The 16,642-nt window shown below is 65.4% G+C and carries 16 protein-coding genes and 1 pseudogene; 10 read left to right on the top strand and 7 right to left on the bottom strand.

Features of this window, described 5'->3' with window-relative positions; genetic code table 11:
• Positions 1-123: pseudogene (locus QW863_RS16410) on the top strand (IS481 family transposase); the annotation flags it as partial.
• A 99-nt stretch (positions 124-222) separates the two neighbouring features.
• Positions 223-510: a GIY-YIG nuclease family protein gene (locus tag QW863_RS16405; protein ID WP_315715793.1), complete on the top strand. Its 288-nt coding sequence runs from the start codon at positions 223-225 to the stop codon at positions 508-510.
• Between the two features lie 204 nt (positions 511-714).
• Here QW863_RS16405 and QW863_RS16400 read toward each other — a convergent pair whose 3' ends face one another.
• From QW863_RS16400 to QW863_RS16375, 6 genes are all read right to left on the bottom strand, one after another.
• Positions 715-1,419, bottom strand: a complete 705-nt coding sequence (locus QW863_RS16400) for an ABC transporter ATP-binding protein (protein ID WP_315715792.1) — start codon at positions 1,417-1,419, stop codon at positions 715-717.
• Positions 1,403-2,134: an ABC transporter ATP-binding protein gene (locus tag QW863_RS16395; RefSeq protein WP_315715791.1), complete on the bottom strand. Its 732-nt coding sequence runs from the start codon at positions 2,132-2,134 to the stop codon at positions 1,403-1,405. Before QW863_RS16395 ends, QW863_RS16400 begins: the two co-directional genes overlap by 17 nt.
• Entirely contained in the window at positions 2,131-3,135 is a 1,005-nt protein-coding gene (locus QW863_RS16390; RefSeq protein WP_315715790.1) for a branched-chain amino acid ABC transporter permease, read from the bottom strand. Before QW863_RS16390 ends, QW863_RS16395 begins: the two co-directional genes overlap by 4 nt.
• On the bottom strand, positions 3,135-4,013 hold the full coding sequence (locus QW863_RS16385; protein ID WP_315715789.1) for a branched-chain amino acid ABC transporter permease: 879 nt from the start codon (positions 4,011-4,013) through the stop codon (positions 3,135-3,137). The genes QW863_RS16390 and QW863_RS16385 overlap by 1 nt, the downstream gene beginning before the upstream one ends.
• Before the next feature lie 147 nt (positions 4,014-4,160).
• Positions 4,161-5,405: an ABC transporter substrate-binding protein gene (locus QW863_RS16380; RefSeq protein WP_315715787.1), complete on the bottom strand. Its 1,245-nt coding sequence runs from the start codon at positions 5,403-5,405 to the stop codon at positions 4,161-4,163.
• Between the two features lie 81 nt (positions 5,406-5,486).
• The gene (locus tag QW863_RS16375) at positions 5,487-6,305 is read right to left on the bottom strand and encodes a putative hydro-lyase (RefSeq protein WP_315715786.1); all 819 of its coding nucleotides are present in this window, start codon (positions 6,303-6,305) and stop codon (positions 5,487-5,489) included.
• Between the two features lie 113 nt (positions 6,306-6,418).
• On the opposite strand from QW863_RS16375, the gene QW863_RS16370 reads away from it, so the two are divergent.
• The 3 genes from QW863_RS16370 (at position 6,419) to QW863_RS16360 (ending at position 9,760) form a co-directional block, all read left to right on the top strand.
• On the top strand, positions 6,419-7,381 hold the full coding sequence (locus QW863_RS16370) for a LysR family transcriptional regulator (RefSeq protein ID WP_315715785.1): 963 nt from the start codon (positions 6,419-6,421) through the stop codon (positions 7,379-7,381).
• Positions 7,378-8,628, top strand: a complete 1,251-nt coding sequence (locus QW863_RS16365) for a Zn-dependent hydrolase (protein WP_315715784.1) — start codon at positions 7,378-7,380, stop codon at positions 8,626-8,628. The genes QW863_RS16370 and QW863_RS16365 overlap by 4 nt, the downstream gene beginning before the upstream one ends.
• A 220-nt stretch (positions 8,629-8,848) precedes the next feature.
• Positions 8,849-9,760, top strand: a complete 912-nt coding sequence (locus QW863_RS16360; protein WP_315715783.1) for an NAD(P)-dependent oxidoreductase — start codon at positions 8,849-8,851, stop codon at positions 9,758-9,760.
• 324 nt (positions 9,761-10,084) lie between these two features.
• Here QW863_RS16360 and QW863_RS16355 read toward each other — a convergent pair whose 3' ends face one another.
• On the bottom strand, positions 10,085-11,158 hold the full coding sequence (locus tag QW863_RS16355; RefSeq protein ID WP_315715782.1) for a tartrate dehydrogenase: 1,074 nt from the start codon (positions 11,156-11,158) through the stop codon (positions 10,085-10,087).
• A gap of 158 nt (positions 11,159-11,316) precedes the next feature.
• Between QW863_RS16355 and QW863_RS16350 the strand changes: the two genes are divergently transcribed.
• The 5 genes from QW863_RS16350 (at position 11,317) to QW863_RS16330 (ending at position 16,408) form a co-directional block, all read left to right on the top strand.
• Positions 11,317-12,093 carry an SDR family oxidoreductase gene (locus QW863_RS16350; protein WP_315715781.1) on the top strand — a complete coding sequence of 259 codons (777 nt, stop codon included), beginning with the start codon at positions 11,317-11,319 and terminating at the stop codon, positions 12,091-12,093.
• Between the two features lie 79 nt (positions 12,094-12,172).
• On the top strand, positions 12,173-13,597 hold the full coding sequence (locus tag QW863_RS16345) for an amidase (RefSeq protein ID WP_315715780.1): 1,425 nt from the start codon (positions 12,173-12,175) through the stop codon (positions 13,595-13,597).
• Positions 13,598-13,822: 225 nt separating this feature from the next.
• Positions 13,823-15,145 (top strand): MFS transporter, encoded by a 1,323-nt coding sequence (locus QW863_RS16340; protein WP_315715779.1) that lies wholly within the window; start codon positions 13,823-13,825, stop codon positions 15,143-15,145.
• A gap of 41 nt (positions 15,146-15,186) precedes the next feature.
• Positions 15,187-15,849 (top strand): sulfite oxidase-like oxidoreductase, encoded by a 663-nt coding sequence (locus QW863_RS16335; protein WP_315715778.1) that lies wholly within the window; start codon positions 15,187-15,189, stop codon positions 15,847-15,849.
• Positions 15,850-16,042: 193 nt separating this feature from the next.
• Positions 16,043-16,408: a hypothetical protein gene (locus QW863_RS16330; RefSeq protein WP_315715777.1), complete on the top strand. Its 366-nt coding sequence runs from the start codon at positions 16,043-16,045 to the stop codon at positions 16,406-16,408.
• The last annotated feature ends 234 nt before the right edge of the window (positions 16,409-16,642 follow it).

Here is a 16,642-nt window from a genome sequence, read left to right as displayed (position 1 = left end):
CGGCTGGCTATCCGGCCACTCAGTGCCGACGGAAAGTTCGGAATTTTCTTTGCCGCACATCAGATCGCAGCGATTGATCTGCGCGACCCCAAAACTGTCAACTATGTCCCCGAACAGGTGTAAGCTATGTCTCCGGGCTGAACAGCAGCGAAGCGATCCAGGGGCTGCAGCAAAGATTCCAAGTTATACTCTCCCGCCCCGCTTGATATGTTGGGTGTGCTGATGAAACGGCCTTACGTGTACATCGTGGCAAGCGGCCGCAACGGAACGCTCTACGTTGGCGTCACGAGCGACCTACCCAAGCGGGCTTACGAGCATCGCGAGGGCCTGGTCCCCGGCTTCACCAAGACCTACGCCTGCAAGCTCCTGGTCTGGTACGAGCCGCACGAAACGATGATCGCCGCCATCGAACGCGAGAAGCAGATCAAGTCCGGCAGCCGCAAGAAGAAGCTATTGCTGGTCGAAGCGCTCAACCCGCAATGGCTCGATCTTTACGAGACGCTGATCTGAGTCGAATCTCAACGTAAACCGATCAAGTGGCCCTGGATTGCTTCGCTGCGCTCGCAATGACGGTTGTGGCGGACACCGCGCCTTCCACGAACGCTGTCAACGCGAGCGCAGCGACGCGATCCACGGGCCTCGGACGGGACTCTAGATGGCTTCGCTACGCGCCGCGAACACAACGACGCAGAGCAGGCAATTGAACATATCGCCTCACAGCCCCAAATACGCCTTCCGCACATCCTTGTTGCCGCTGATCTCCGCTGCCGTGCCCTGCATCAGCACGCGGCCGGTCTGGAGGATGTAGGCGCGGTCGGCGATCTCCAGGCATTCGGCCATGCGTTGCTCGACGATCAGCACGGTCATGCCGGCGTCGCGGATGCGCTTGACGGCCTGGAAGATCTCATCGACCAGCTTCGGCATGATGCCCTGCGACGGCTCGTCGAGCATCAGAAGCCGCGGCCGGGTCATCAGGGCGCGGCCGATCGCCAGCATCTGCTGCTCGCCGCCGGACAAGGTCTCGGCGCGCTGCTCGAGCCGCTCGGACAGCCGCGGAAACAGTGTGAATACGAAGTCGAGCGGCTCCTCGCGGTTGGCCTCGCCGCGATAGAGATAGCTGCCGAGCCGCAGATTGTCGCGCACCGAGAGCCGCGGGAACAGCCGGCGGTTCTCCGGCACATAGGCGATGCCCCTGGCCGTGATCAGGTGCTGCGCCATGCCGTCGATGCGGCTGCCGTCGAAGGTGATGCTGCCCGCACGCGGCCGCTCGGCCCCGGCGATCGACTTCAACAAGGTCGACTTGCCCGCGCCATTGGCGCCGGCGACGCAGACGATCTCGCCCTTCTCGACATTGATCGAGATATTCGAGATCGCAACCAGGCCCTGATAGGCGGTGGTGACGTCACGCACCGACAGCATGGCGGTCTCCGAGATAGGCGGAAATGACTTTGGGATCGCGGACGACGTCCGTGGGCTTGCCTTCGATCAGCACCTTGCCGAGATCGAGCACGATGGCGCGATCGACCAGCGGCATCACGATCTCCATGACATGCTCGACCATCAGCACCGTGATGCCGGTGTCGCGCACGCGGCGCACGAGCTCGACGCCCTTCTGTGACTCGACCGGCGTCAGGCCGGTCAAGACCTCGTCGAGCAGCAGCAGCTTCGGCTCAGTGGCGAGCGCACGCGCCACTTCCAGCCGCCGCTTCTCCGAAGGCACGAGATCGCTGGCGAGCACATCGGCGCGGGCGCCGAGGCCACAGAACTCCAAGACCTCATGCGCCTTCCGCCGCGCCTCGCGCATGTTGGTGGTGCGGACGAGCGCGCCGACGATGACGTTCTCGATCACCGTCATGCTTTCGAAGCTTTTCACCACCTGGAAGGTGCGGCCGATGCCGCGCTGGCAGCGCTCGGCGGCCGGCAGCGCGGTGACGTCCTCGCCGTCGAAGATGATGGCGCCTTCGGTCGGCTTGAACGCACCGGCGATCAGATTGAACAAGGTCGACTTTCCGGCGCCGTTCGGCCCGATCAGGCCAACGATCTCGCCGCGCCCGACCGAGATCGAGACGTCGGAGTTCGCGGTCAGGCCCGAGAAGCGCTGGGTGATGTTGCGGGTTTCCAGCAGCGCGGTCATGATGCCACCGCCTCTCTCGCCGGCTGAACGGCCGGCTTCGGCTTGCGGGAGAACAGGCTGACCAGACCCTGCGGCCGCGCCAGCGAGATCGCAACGATCAGGCCGCCATACACGATCAGGTCGACGCCGCGGCCGGAGCCGCCGATGAAGGAGCGGGTCAACTCGGTCAGCGGGATCAGGATGACCGCGCCCAGCATCGGTCCCCACAGCGTGCCGATGCCGCCGAGCACGGCCGGGAGCGCCATCAAGAGCGAGAACTGGAATCCCATCACGCTTTCAGGATCGATGTAGGACACGAACTGCGCATAGAAGCTGCCGCCGATCGCGACCAGGAAGGCCGAGACGGCCGCCGCGCCCATCTTGGAGTTGAACACGTCGACGCCGAGGCTCTCGGCGGCGACCGGGTTGTCCTTCACCGCGCGCCACCAATAGCCCCACTTCGAATCCTCCAGCCACCAGGTCACGAACCAGGCGACGCAGGCGAGCACGAGTGCAAAGTAGAAGTACGGCAGCTTGGAGCGGGTGAACTGGAAGGTCAGCCACGAGTCACGCCGCACCGGAATGTCGATGCCGAGTGCCGCCCCCGCCCAATCCCAGTTCTGGAACAAGAGCAGCGTGATCTCGGCGATGACGATGGTCGCGATGACGAAGTAATGGCCGCCGAGCCGGAAGCAGGGATAGCCGAGCGCCATGGCGATCAGCGCCGAGATCAGACCGCCGGCGAGCATGCCGAACCACGGCAGCACGCCGAACTTGGTGAACAGAATTGCGGTGGTGTAGGCCCCGAGCCCGAAATACAGCGCGTGCCCGAGCGAGATCTGGCCGCAATAGCCGGACAGGATGTTCCAGCTCTGCGACAGCGCCGCGTACATCAGGGTGAGCACCATGATGTTCTGGACGTAGACGTCCTTGACGAAGAACGGCACGACGGCGGCGATGGCCGCAAGGAAGGCGGCGAGGACGAGGTCGCGCCGACGGCGTTGGATGAATGCCTTGTCCATCAGATCGATCCGAACAGGCCGCGCGGGCGGATGAAGACGACGAGGAGATAGACCCCGTAGATTCCGACAGTCTTCAGCGACGGCGGCAGGATCAGCGTGGTGATGGCCTCGACGAGGCCCACCACGATGCCGCCGGCAAAGGCGCCGAATACGCTGCCGAAGCCGCCGAGCGCCACCGTCACATAGGCGATGGTCGCGAACGACGCGCCGACGTCGGGAAAGACATAGAAGAAGATCGCCATGACCGCACCGGCAAGGCCGACCAGCGCCGCACCAAGGCCCCAGCCGAGTGCGAACACCTTGTTCTTGTCGATGCCGACCAGCGCCACCGCGCCGGCATCCTCACGCGTCGCCTCCAGCGCGCGGCCGAAATCGGTGCGGTGGATGAAGAAGTACAGGCCGGCGAAGGCGGCGATCGCAATGAGGGCACCGACCAGCTGCGGCTGCGGCAGATAGATGCCGGCGATCGAGATCGTCTTGCCGCCCAGCCAGGAGTGCGGAATGCTGCGATAGTCAGGGGTGAAGAAGTACTGCGCGACACCGCGCATCAGCACCGCAAGGCCGAAGGTGGAGAAGATCTGCACCATGCCGGTATTGGCCTTCGCCCTGACCGCAAATCTGACAATCAGAAGATAGACCACCGCGCCGAACACGAAGAGAGCAGCGGCGACGATCGGCGCCGACAGCAGCGGATCGAGCGCGAAATAGGCGAACAGGAAGAAGGTCGCGTACATCGCGATCATCAGGAACTCGCCGTGGGCGAAGTTCACGACGTCCATCAGGCCGAAGATGAGCGCCAGGCCGACGGCGATCAGCCCGTAGAGCAGGCCCATCAAGAGGCCGCTGGCGAGACTTTGGATGATTGTTTCTGCTGTCACTTCACTTGCTCCCCGTCATTGCGAGCGAAGCGAAGCAATCCAGACCTTCTTTGCGGCCCCTGGATTGCTTCGTCGCTGCGCTCCCCGCAATGACGGAGCACGACAGATGCTCCGCCATGGTCTCCCCGCCCCTCGGGCCGAAGACGCTTACTTCATCGGCCAGGTGGCTTGGGCCACCGCGGCCTGGGTCGGGAAGATGGTGACGAACTTGCCGCCGACATATTGCAGCAGCACCGGATCGGCGTCGTTGTTCTGGCCGTTCTCGTCGAACTTCACCCGCTTCCACGGCATGATGGTCTGCTCGCCCGGCATGTCGGTCGCGGCCAGCGCGTCGCGGATCTTCTCGCCGTCGGTGGACTTGGCGCGGTTGATGGCGTCGGCCATCACGATCAGGCCCATGAACTGGCGCGACGAGTAGTCGTTGAAGTCCTTGCCCGACTTGGCCTTGAACATGTCGTTGATCTTGCCGACCATCGGCCGCTTGGCGGCGAGGTCGAGCGAGAACGAGCCGCGCGAGATCACGCCTTCGAGCTTGTCGCCGACCGCGTCATACAGCGCCTTCTCGGAGAAGCCGGCGTCCTGCGCCACGATCGCATTCGGCTTGTAGCCGAGCTCGGCCATGGTCTTGACCAGCAGGATGCCGTCCGTGGTGTAGCTCGACGGCATCAGCACGTCGGCATTGGCGGCCTTGAGCTGCTGCACCTCGGCCGACAGCGACGGCGAGTTGGCGCGGTACTTGATGTCGGCGACGATCTTGTAGCCGCGCTCGTTGGCGAGCTTGAGCTGGGCATTGCTCGAATCGGTGCCGAAGATGGTGTCCTCGTGGAACAGGGCTAGCGTGTCGATCTTGGTGCCCTTCTTCTTCATCGCGTCGAAGAAGTCGAACATCGCCTGCGAGAACATCTCGTCATGCGGGGCGGCGCGGAAATAATACTTCAGGCCGCGGCGATGCAGGCTCGGCGAGGAATTGTCGGCCGACAGATACGGAATCTGGTAACGCTCGCAGATCTGGCTCGCCGTCACCGCGACGGCGCTCTGATAGGAGCCGATGACGGCTGCGACCTTCTCCTGGGTGATCAGGCGCTCGGCCTCCGCGCGGCCCTTCTGCGGGTCGGCCTGGTGGTCGGCAAACACCAGCTTGATCTTGGCGCCGCCGAGGCCCGGCAGACCCTCGGTACGGGCCAGCGGCAGGTCGTAGTCGAACTTGCCGTTGATGATCTCGGCCGCCGTCTCGAACGCCCGCTGCGCGTCGACGCCGATCTGGGCGCTGGCGCCGGAGAACGGATAGATGACGCCGATCTTCACTTCCGACGTCTGGGCGCGGGCGGCGATCGGACCGAGCGCAGCGGCGGCGGTGGCTCCAAGCAGGACGTTTCGGCGCGTGATGGTCATGGCAAGATCCTCTGATGAAAGCGCATCGATGAAGCGGTTGAGGTCGGCGGTAAAGGCTCAATGAGCAGCATGGCTGCCTGATTAGAGGACGGCGAGATCCTTGTTCCTGAGATCGGTGATCAGCATCAGCCCCGGTGCGTGGGTGATGGCGAAGGGCAGCCTGGCCGCGGCGATAACCGCCTGCGGCGTCACCCCGCAGGCCCAGAAGACGGGAATCTCGCCGGCGCCGACCGGCACCGGGTCACCGTAGTCCGGCTTGCTGATATCGGCGATGCCGATCTGGTCGGGATGGCCGAGATGCACCGGCGCGCCGTGCACGGCGGGAAAGCGCGTCGTGATCTGCACCGCGCGGATCGCCTGCGCCGGCTTGAACGGACGCATCGACACCACCATCGGCCCCGCGAACGGCCCCGACGGCGTGCAGGCGATGTTGGTGCGATACATCGGCACGCGGCAGCCCTGCTCGATGTGGCGGATCGGCAGGCCGTCGGCCATCAGCGCCTCCTCGAAGGAAAACGAGCAGCCGAGCACGAAGGCGACGAGGTCGTCGCGCCAATGCGCCATGAGATCGGTCGGCTCCTCGACCATCTCGCCATCGCGCCAGACGCGATAGCGCGGCACGTCGGTGCGGATGTCGAGATCGGCGCCGAGCGCCGGAATGAAAGGATTGCCCGGATCGGACATGCCGATGATCGGGCACGGCTTCGGGTTGAGCTGGCAGAAGCGGTGGAAGGCGCCGGCGTACTGCTCGGGGATAACAGCCAGATTGCCCTGGACGAAGCCGTTGGCGACGCCCGCCGTGCTCCAGCCCCTGCCCGCGCGATAATCCAGGCGGGCCCGATGGCTCGGGAGAAGATCCGTCTCGCCGGCTGATTGCTGCACTGCCGCAGAAACAGTCATTTGTGCCACTTGCCTAATATCTCGACAAACTCACTGAACATCAGCCATGCTATAAAGTCTAATCTTCGTTTTTAATCAGGATCGATAAGACAAATTGATCCGAGCGGGGCGCGATGCTGGATTTCCGTTCCATCGAGACCTTCCTCTGGGTCGTGAAGCTTGGCAGCTTCCGCGGCGCGGCGCAGCGCCTCAATACGACCCAGCCCGCCATCTCCCAGCGCATCGCCCAGCTCGAGCGCGAGCTCGGCGTCAAGCTACTCAACCGTGATCATCGCGTGGCGTCCCCGACCGCGAGCGGCCGGCAGATGCTGGTCTATGCCGAGAAGCTGATCGGCCTGCGCGCGGAGATGCTGGCCGAGGTCGGCGACCGCTCGGCGATGCGCGGCGTGCTCCGGCTCGGCGTCGCCGAGACCATCGTGCACGACTGGCTGCCGCGGCTGATCAAGAGCGTCAACGAGAGCTATCCGAATCTGTCGCTGGAGATCGAGGTCGACGTCACGCCCCATCTGCACGCGCGCCTGCTGGCGCAGGAGATCGAGCTCGCCTTCGCGCTGGGCGCGCCCTCCGAGTCCGGCATCCGCAGCCGCGTGCTGTGCGACTATCCGATCAGCTTCCTCGCCAGCCCTGCCCTCGGCTTCGGCACGGGCGTGGTCACCGCCGAGCAGATGGCGCGGTTTCCGATCATCACCTTTCCGCGCAACACCCAGCCCTATGACAATGTGCGTTCGCTGTTCAACCGCCCGCATCTGCCGCCGATGCGGCTGCACGCCAGCGCCTCGCTGGCGACCGTGATCCACATGGCGGTCGAGGGGCTCGGCGTCGCCGTCATTCCGGCCGCGATCGTCGCCAACGAGATCGAGAGCGGCCGCCTGCAGGAGTTGAAGACGGACCTGAGGATTCCACCGCTGACCTTCACCGCGAGCTGGCTGTCGTCGCCCGAGATGATCGCGATCGAGCGCGTCGCCGAGCTCGCAGTCCGGACGGCGCAGACGGCCAGCCATCCCTCTGCATCGGTTGACGGGCTCGTCGCGGCGCGCGATGGACAGGATGCCGGAGTACAGGGAATTCAAGCATGAGCCGCGCCGTCACCAATCTGCAGATCGATTCCGCCCGCCTCTGGGACAGCATCCACGAGACCGCCAGGTTCGGCGCCACGCCGAAGGGCGGCGTGCGGCGGCTGACCCTGAGCCAGGAGGACAAGCAGGTCCGCGACTGGTTCCGGAAAGCCTGCGAGGATGCCGGGCTCGAAGTGCGCGTCGACACGCTCGGCTCGATGTTTGCACTTCGCAAGGGGCGCGACATGGCGAAGCCGCCGGTCGGGCTCGGCTCGCATCTCGACACCCAGCCCACGGGCGGCAAGTTCGACGGCATTCTGGGCACGCTCGGCGCGCTGGAGGTGATCCGCACCCTCAACGACGCCGGCATCGAGACCGACGCGCCGCTGTGCATCGTCAACTGGACCAATGAGGAAGGCTCGCGCTTCGCGCCGGCCATGATGGCCTCGGCCGCCTATGTCGGCGACTTCACGGTTGAGGACATTTTGTCGCGGACAGATGCCGCAGGCATGACCGTGGGCGCGGCGCTGGACGAGATCGGCTATCGCGGCGCGACGGCCGTCGGCACGCAGAAATTCTCCGGTTTCGTCGAGCTGCACATCGAGCAGGGTCCGATCCTGGAGGCCGAGAACAAGACCATCGGCGTGGTCGACCACGGCCAGGGCGTGTTCTGGTACGACGGCAAGGTCACGGGCTTCGAGAGCCATGCCGGCTCGACGCCGATGCCGCTGCGCCGCGACGCGCTGCTGGCGCTGTCGGAGTTTACGCTGACCCTGGAGCAGATCGCGCTCAAGCTCGGGCCGAACGCGGTCGCGACCATCGGCGAGGCCGTCATCGCCAATCCCTCGCGCAACGTGATCCCCGGCGAGATCGCCTTCACCATCGATTGCCGCAGCGCCAATGCCGATACGCTGGACGCACTCGATGCCAGCCTGCGCGCGGCCGCGGGTGAAATTGCGAAGAAGCGCCGCGTCGAGATCGCGATCGACCAGGTCTGGCGCAAGCCGCCGACGCATTTCGATCCGAAGCTGGTCGATGCCGTCGAGCGCGCCGCCGGCACGCTCGGCTATTCGCACCGGCGCATCACGTCGGGAGCGGGCCACGACGCCTGCAATCTGAACACGATCATGCCGGCCGCCATGGTGTTCGTGCCCTGCAAGGACGGCATCAGCCACAACGAGCTCGAGGACGCGACGCAATCCGACTGCGCCGCCGGCGCGAATGTCCTGCTGCACACCGTCCTGTCGCTGGCGGGCGTGCCGTCGTGATCTACTGCTTCAATCTACTCCAATATCAATGATCAATCACAAGCCTGAATAGCGCGGGCACGCTGGGCTCCCCTCCCCCTTGCGGGGGGGGGGTCGGGGGTGGGGGTCCACAACGGCGGTGTCGCCCGGGGCTACCCCCTCCCCAACCCTCCCCCCCGCAAGGGGGAGGGAGTTCGCCTCTGTTGCCGCACTAGCCAGGCAGGACAACTAGGAGGTATCCGTGCGCGGAGTATTCATCGACGCCAACGACTCGCTGGCCGAGATCTTCGAGCGGCAGCGCAAATCGGGCGATCCCGAGATGCGCGTGCATCTCAACCCCGACATCAAGCCGGAGGACTGGCCGGCGATCCTCGACGGCGCCGAGATCGGCGTGGTCGATCACACCGCCCTGCCCACCGAGGTCGCGAAGCAGTGCAAGGGCCTCAAGCACGTCGTCTTTCTCGGCACCGGCGCGCGCAGCTACATGAACCCCGAGGAGCTTAGCCAGCTCGGCATCACCGTGCATTTGATCAAGGGCTATGGCGACACGGCGGTTGCCGAAGCCGCCATTGCGCTGATGTGGGCCTCGGCGCGCGGCATCGCGCAGATGGACCGCGAGATGCGCGCCGGCAACTGGCTGCGCGACGACGGCATGCAGCTGACCGGCAAGACGCTCGGCCTGATCGGCTTCGGCGGCATCGCCGCCGAGGTCGCGCGCATCGCGTCGGGCAGCGGCATGAAGGTGATCGCCTGGAACCGCTCGCCGAAGAGCCATCCGGGCGTCGACTTCGTCAACCTCGACACGCTGCTGCAGCAGAGCCATGTCGTCTCGCTGCACCTCCTGCTCAACGACGAGACCCGCGGCTTCCTGTCGCGCGAGCGCATCGCGCAGATGCGCAAGGGCGTGATCTTCGTCAACACCGCCCGCGCCGCCATCGTCGACGAGGCCGCGATGATCGATGCCTTGCGCAGCGGCCACATCCGCCACGCCGGCCTCGACGTCTTCACCACCGAGCCGCTGCCCGCCGGTCACGTGCTGACCACGATCCCGAACGTGACGCTGTCCGCGCACTCGGCCTTCCGCACCCCGGAGGCGAGCGAAAACCTGATCCACGCCGCGTGGGAGCACTGCCGGCGGGTGGCGGCAGAGTAAGCGCTCTCTCCTCCGTCATTGCGAGCGCAGCGAAGCGATCCAGAGTCCCGCGGCGCCCCTGATTGCTTCGTCGCTACGCTCCTCGCAATGACGTTGTTGGTCGAGCTGTCGCCTAAACTACCGCTGTCGTCCCGGCCAACGCAGGCAACCTATACCGCGTGATTGATCGAGAGCGGACGGTGGCAATCGCGTAGGGCGGATTAGCGGAGCGTAATCCGCCGTCGTCCAGCAACGATGAGTAAGGCAGGTTACGCTCCGCTAATCCGCCTTACGAACCGTGGCTATGCAACCCGGCGTCCGCCGGAGCGACGACAAACAGCGTTCCTAATCCACCATCTCCGCGACCGCCTTGCCGCACGCCTCGGTATCGGCATTGCCGCCGAGATCGCGCGTGCGCAAGGTGCGCTCGGCGAGCGTGCGCTCGATCGCGCCGACGATCGACTGCGCCGCGGTCTTTTCGCCGAGATGCTCCAGCATCATCGCGCCCGACCAGATCATGCCGATCGGGTTGGCGATCCCCTGCCCCGCGATATCGGGCGCGGAGCCGTGCACCGGCTCGAAAACCGACGGGAAATGGCGCTCCGGGTTGATGTTGCCCGACGGCGCGATGCCGATGGTGCCGGTGCAGGCCGGGCCGAGATCGGACAGGATGTCGCCGAACAGGTTGGAGCCGACGACGACGTCGAACCAGTCCGGGTGCAGCACGAAGTTCGCGGTGAGGATGTCGATGTGGTACTTGTCCCACTTCACGCCCGGATAGTTCTTCGCCATCGCCTCGACGCGCTCGTCCCAATACGGCATCGTGATCGAGATGCCGTTGGACTTGGTCGCCGAGGTCAGATGCTTCTTCGGCCTGGACCGAGCCAGCTCGAAGGCGAACTTCAGGATGCGGTCGACGCCGGTGCGGGTCATCACCGTCTGCTGCGTCACGAACTCGCGGTCGGTGTCCGGAAACATGCGGCCGCCGACCGAGGAATACTCGCCCTCGGTGTTCTCGCGCACCACCCAGAAATCGATATCGCCGGGCTTGCGGCCCGCCAGCGGCGACGGCACGCCGGGCATCAGCCGTACGGGCCTGAGATTCACGTACTGATCGAACTCGCGGCGGAACTTGATCAGCGAGCCCCACAGCGAGACGTGGTCCGCGATCTTGGCCGGCCAGCCGACGGCGCCGAAATAGATCGCGTCATGACCGCCGATCTGCGCCTTCCAATCGTCCGGCATCATCTGGCCGTGCTTCTCGTAGTAGTCGTAGCTCGAGAAGTCGAAATGGTCGAACTGCACGGCGACGCCATGCTTCTTGGCGGCGGCCTCGATCACGCGGATGCCCTCGGGCATGACCTCCTTGCCGATGCCGTCGCCGGGAATGACTGCGATGCGATAGGGCTTCTTGCTCATCGAGCGGATCCTCAGATGGTGCTGCCGGACTGTCCCGGCTGAAATCGTCGACGCCTGAATGGACCAAACGACCGGGAAGCGCAACGCTGCGGTGCAAGATTGACCGCATGGCTGACGCGCCCGACAATCCGGTCTCCCTCCCCTCAGCGAGAGCCTCCATGGACCTTCATCTGCGCGGCAAGCGCGTTCTCATCACCGGCGCGTCCAAGGGAATCGGCGCCGCGGCGGCCGAAGCCTTTGCCGAGGAAGGCTGCCACGTCCGGCTCGCTGCGCGCAGCGGCGATCGCCTTTCCGCCCTGGTCGAGCAGCTCCGATCGAAGCACCAGATCGATGCAGCCGCGCATGTGGTGGACCTGCGGAAATCCGAAGACGTCGCGCGGCTGGCGCAGGAGGCGTCCGACATCGACATTCTCGTCAACAATGCCGGCGATATTCCGGGCGGCGCGATCGACAAGATCGACGAGGCGGCCTGGCGGCATGCCTGGGACCTCAAGGTGTTCGGCTTCATCAACCTGACCCGGCTGGTCTATGCCCAGATGAAGGCGCGCGGCGGCGGCGTGATCATCAACGACATCGGCGCGGCCGGCGAGAAGTTCGACGCCAACTACATCTGCGGCAGCGCCGGCAATGCAGCGTTGATGGCCTTCACCCGCGCGCTCGGCTCCAAGAGCCTCGCCGACAACATCCGCGTCGTCGGCATCAATCCCGGGCCGGTCGGCACCGATCGTCACGTCACCCTGTTGAAGGCGCGGGCCCGCGACCTGTTCGGCGACGACAGCCGCTACACGGAGTTCCAGAAGAGCCTGCCGCTCGGCCGCCCCGCGCATGTCAGCGAGATCGCCGACCTGATGGCGTTCCTGGCCTCGGACCGTGCCGGCTACACCTCCGGCGTGATCTATACCGTCGATGGCGGCATCAGCGCAGGGTGGGGTTGATCGCCGCGACCTTTCCACCTCAGCCGAAACGTGATCTACAGCGAGGCGCCGGGACGCTTGCCATCAGGAGAACTAAGCTTTGGCCGACCAGGGATTGATCCGCGAGAGCGCCTGCGCCGTCGTCGACAAGTTGAAGTCCGGCGAGGTCACGCCGCTGGATTGCCTCGACGCGCTGGAAGCGCGCATCGCAGCCGTCGACGGCAAGGTCAATGCGCTGCCGACGCTGTGCTTCGATCGCGCGCGCGATCACGCCAAGGCGCTGATGCAGAAGCCGGCTGCCGAGCGCGGCGTGCTGGCCGGGCTGCCCGTGCCGATCAAGGATCTCACCGACGTCGCCGGCGTGCTCACCACCCAGGGCTCGCCGATCTTCAAGGACCGGATTCCGGAACGCTCCGATCTCATGGTCGAGCATCTCGAAGCCAATGGCGGCGTGATCTACGCCAAGTCGAACACGCCGGAGTTCGGCGCCGGCGCCAACACCTTCAACGAGGTGTTCGGCGCGACGCGCAATCCCTGGGACACGTCCCGCTCGGCGGCCGGCTCCTCCGGCGGCGCCGCGGTGGCGCTCGCCACCGGCATGGCCTGGTTGGCGCACGGCTCCGACATGGGCGGCTCGCTGCGCAATCCCGCCAGCTTCTGCGGCATCGTCGGCCTGCGCCCGAGCTTCGGCCGCGTCGCGCATACGCCGGCGGTGGCCATCGACCGCAATCTCGCCATCCAGGGCCCGATGGCCCGCAACGTCACAGACCTCGCGCTGCTCTTGGACGCGATGAGCGGCGAGCACGCCGCGGATCCGATCTCGCTGCCCTCGCCTGCGACGTCGTTCCTGGCCGCCGCGCGCTCCGGCAGGAAGCCAGTCCGCGTCGCCTACTCGCCCGATCTCGGCATCACGCCCGTCGATCCCGAAGTCGCTGCCGTCACCCGCAAGGCGGCGCAGCGCTTCGCCGAGCTCGGCGTGATCGTCGAGGAGGCGCATCCCGATTTCAGCGAGGCGCATGAATGCTTCCACGTGCTGCGCGCGCTCGACTTCGCGATGAGCAAGGCGGAGCTGCTGCGCACCAAGCGCGACCTGCTCAAGCCCGAGGTGATCTGGAACATCGAGGAAGGGCTGAAGCTCACGGTCGCGCAGATCGCGCGCGCCGAGGCGCAGCGCGTCGCGATCACCGCGCGCGCGGTGAAGTTCTTCGAGACGTATGATCTGCTGCTGGCGCCGGCGACCATCGTGCCCCCCTTCCCGGTCGAGAACCGCTACGTCGCCGAATGCGCCGGGCAGAAGTTCGACAACTACGTGCAGTGGCTCGGCATCGTCTATGCGATCACGCTGGCCTGCTGCCCAGCCCTGTCGCTGCCCTGCGGCTTCACGGAAACGGGCCTGCCGATCGGCCTGCAAATGATCGCGGCGCCGCGCGCCGACGCCAAGCTGCTCGCCGGCGCCAAGGTGCTGGAAGATGTTCTTGGCGTGGCCAGCTCGACCCCGATCGATCCGCGCGCGCCGAAGGGCTAGTTTGGTCGGCGGCCTCATGGTTCGAGAGGCGCCTTGCGGCGCTCCTCACCATGAGGATCGGGACTTGCTTTCGTGGCGCGATGGCCGACGAACGGGGCTTTTCTTCAAGGCCGCCATCCGCCGAGTTCCATGCTCTGAACATGGGACCCATGTCCGTTATCGGCTGTTGGCAATCCGGGCGGCTGCCGTAGAAGGGCCGCAAATCATGCTTGCCGGAGACCGGATATGACAGACGAGGCGCTGCTGCCTGCCGCGGACACTACCACATTCACCGACGTCGAGCGGCGCATCAAGGCGATCCTGATCGGCTCGGCCGGCAACCTGGTCGAGTGGTACGATTTCTATGCCTATACGGCGTTCGCGCTGTACTTCGCGCCGGCCTTCTTTCCGTCGAAGGACCCGGTGGTCGAGCAGCTCAACGCCGCTGTCGTGTTCGCCGCGACGTTCCTGATGCGCCCGCTCGGCGGCTGGCTGTTCGGCTATCTCGCCGATCACCATGGCCGGCGGCTGTCGCTGACCGTCTCGGTGCTCTGCATGTGCTTCGGCTCGCTGATCATCGCGGTGACACCGACCTATGCCACCATCGGCATCGCCGCGCCGATCATCCTGGCGCTCGCCCGCGTGATCGAAGGCCTCAGCCTCGGCGGCGAATATGGCGCCAGCGCCACCTATCTCTCCGAGGTCGCCGACGCCAAGCATCGCGGCTTCTATTCGAGCTTCCAATATGTCACCCTGATCGGCGGGCAGCTCACCGCGATCATCGTGCTTTTGCTGTTGCAGAAGGTGTTCCTGACCCCGGAAGAATTGCGAGCCTGGGGCTGGCGCATTCCGTTCGCGATCGGTGCCGGCCTCGCAATCTTCGTCGCGGTGATGCGGCGGAACCTGCACGAGACCGAAGCCTTCGTGGAGGCCAAGAAGACCGTAGGCCCTTCCGGCTCGATCACCGCCCTGTTCAAATATCCGCGGGAGCTGCTGCTGGTGGTCGGCCTGACCGCGGGCGGCACCGCCGCGTTCTACACCTTCACCACCTACATGCAGACCTTCGTGAAGCTCTCGGTCGGCCTCACCGAGGACCAGACCACGATGGTGATCTTCGGCTCGCTGCTGTTCGCCTGCGTGCTGCAGCCGCTGTATGGCGCGATCTCCGACCGCATCGGTCGCAAGCCGCTGCTGATCTTCTTCGGCGTCGCCGGCACCTTGTCGACGATCCCGATCCTGACGGTACTGAAGGGCACCAAGGAGCCGTTCACAGCCTTCCTGCTGATCTGCGGCGCCTGGATCTTCACGGCGGGCTACACCTCGATCAATGCGGTGGTGAAGGCCGAGCTGTTTCCGACCAATGTCCGCGCGCTCGGTGTCGGCCTGCCCTATGCGATCACCGTATCGCTGTTCGGCGGCACCGCGCCGGCGATCGCCCTCTACTTCAAGAGCATAGGGCACGAGACGTGGTTCTATTATTATCTCACCGGCGTGATCTTCCTGTCGCTGCTGATCTATGCGAGCATGCGCGATACCAAGCATGCGTCCGCGATGCACCGGCACGAATGAGCCCGCGCAAAAGAGCCCGCACGAATTGACGAGGTGTCGAGATGGCCGACGAGTCCAGCCTGCCGCCCGAGAGCAAGCTGACCCGCAGCAAGGAACGCTGGGCGCGCGAGGGCAAATTCCTGACCGGCCGCATCATCAGGCCGGAGGACCAGCGCCTGCCGCCGGGGCAGCATCTGACCCGCGACTGGCCGGTGCTCGACCTCGGCCTGACACCGTCGGTCACATCAGAGCGCTGGCGACTCGATGTCTATGGCGCCGTCGAGAACCCGCTGTTCTGGGACATGCGCGCCTTCCTCGCCCAGGAGCAGCGCCAGTTCGTCTCCGACATCCACTGCGTCACGACCTGGTCGCGCTACGACAATCAATGGGAAGGGCTCGCCACACGTGACCTGCTCGCCGCCTGCCGGCCGCGTGACAGCGCTGAATTCGTCGTGCTGCATTCCTATGACGGCTACACGACGAACCTGACGCTCGAAGACTTCGCGACCGAGGATGCGTTGCTCGCGCATAGCTGGTCCGGCGCGCCGTTGACTGGAGAGCATGGCGGCCCCGTGCGCGTCGTCGTGCCGCATCTGTATTTCTGGAAGAGCGCGAAATGGCTGAAGGCGATCGAGTTTCTCGAGGCCGACAGACCCGGCTATTGGGAGGTGCGCGGCTATCACAACCGCGGCGATCCCTGGGCCGAGCAGCGCTATTCGGACTGACGGGCTCGCGTATCGACACGCCCGCGGAGCCGTAGGGCGGGCAAAGACGCGGAACGCGTCGTGCCCACCATCGCCCCGCCGATGAGAAAAGATTGGTGGGCACGCTTCGCTTTGCCCACCCTACGGACTGCATGCTATCGGTTCCGACCCGAAGCGCGGTCACCGCGATATCCGAACGTGCCAGAGATGCAGCATGGAGTTCACCTCAGAAACCGGCAAGATCCCCAAAGGCTATGGGTACCTTCTCAAGCCGAGCGTCATCCTCGCCGCACTGACCGCAAGAGATCTCGGCGGCATTCGCATCCACCTCGTTCGCAGCCACGGCAGGCGTCTGTTCGATGCACGATATCGGCCGCCGGACGGCGACATTCCTTACGAGCGTCTCAACATCAAAGTCGGCACCGCACACGAGCGGGACTTGCCCCCACTCCGCCGGCAAGCGAAGGACGAAGCCCTTCCCGCGCTGGTCCGATGGATTTCCGATCTTGTCGCGCAAGACCTGCCGACGGCGATCCGGCACGGCGAGCAGGAGATCGAGCTCCTGCCTCCACGGGAGTGATCATTGCTGCATCGCGTGGGCGATTGATGCTCGACAAGTCGCCCACCCAGACATATTACCTCTTGCCAATTTCTGAAAATCGTGATTTACTCCTCGCCATCCCGCCTCGTTGCAGAGGGGCGTATCGCGATCGTCACGGACGTGGAGCGCGGGATGCGGTGGGCGCGACGGGTCGCAGCATGGTCTTCCGTGCGGACGAACGATCCGGTGCGCACGGTGAAATCGTGTGGTCTC

Source organism: Bradyrhizobium sp. SZCCHNR1017 (genome assembly GCF_032381375.1).
Classification (GTDB): Bacteria; Pseudomonadota; Alphaproteobacteria; order Rhizobiales; family Xanthobacteraceae; genus Bradyrhizobium.
This window is presented reverse-complemented; position numbering and strand designations above follow the sequence as displayed.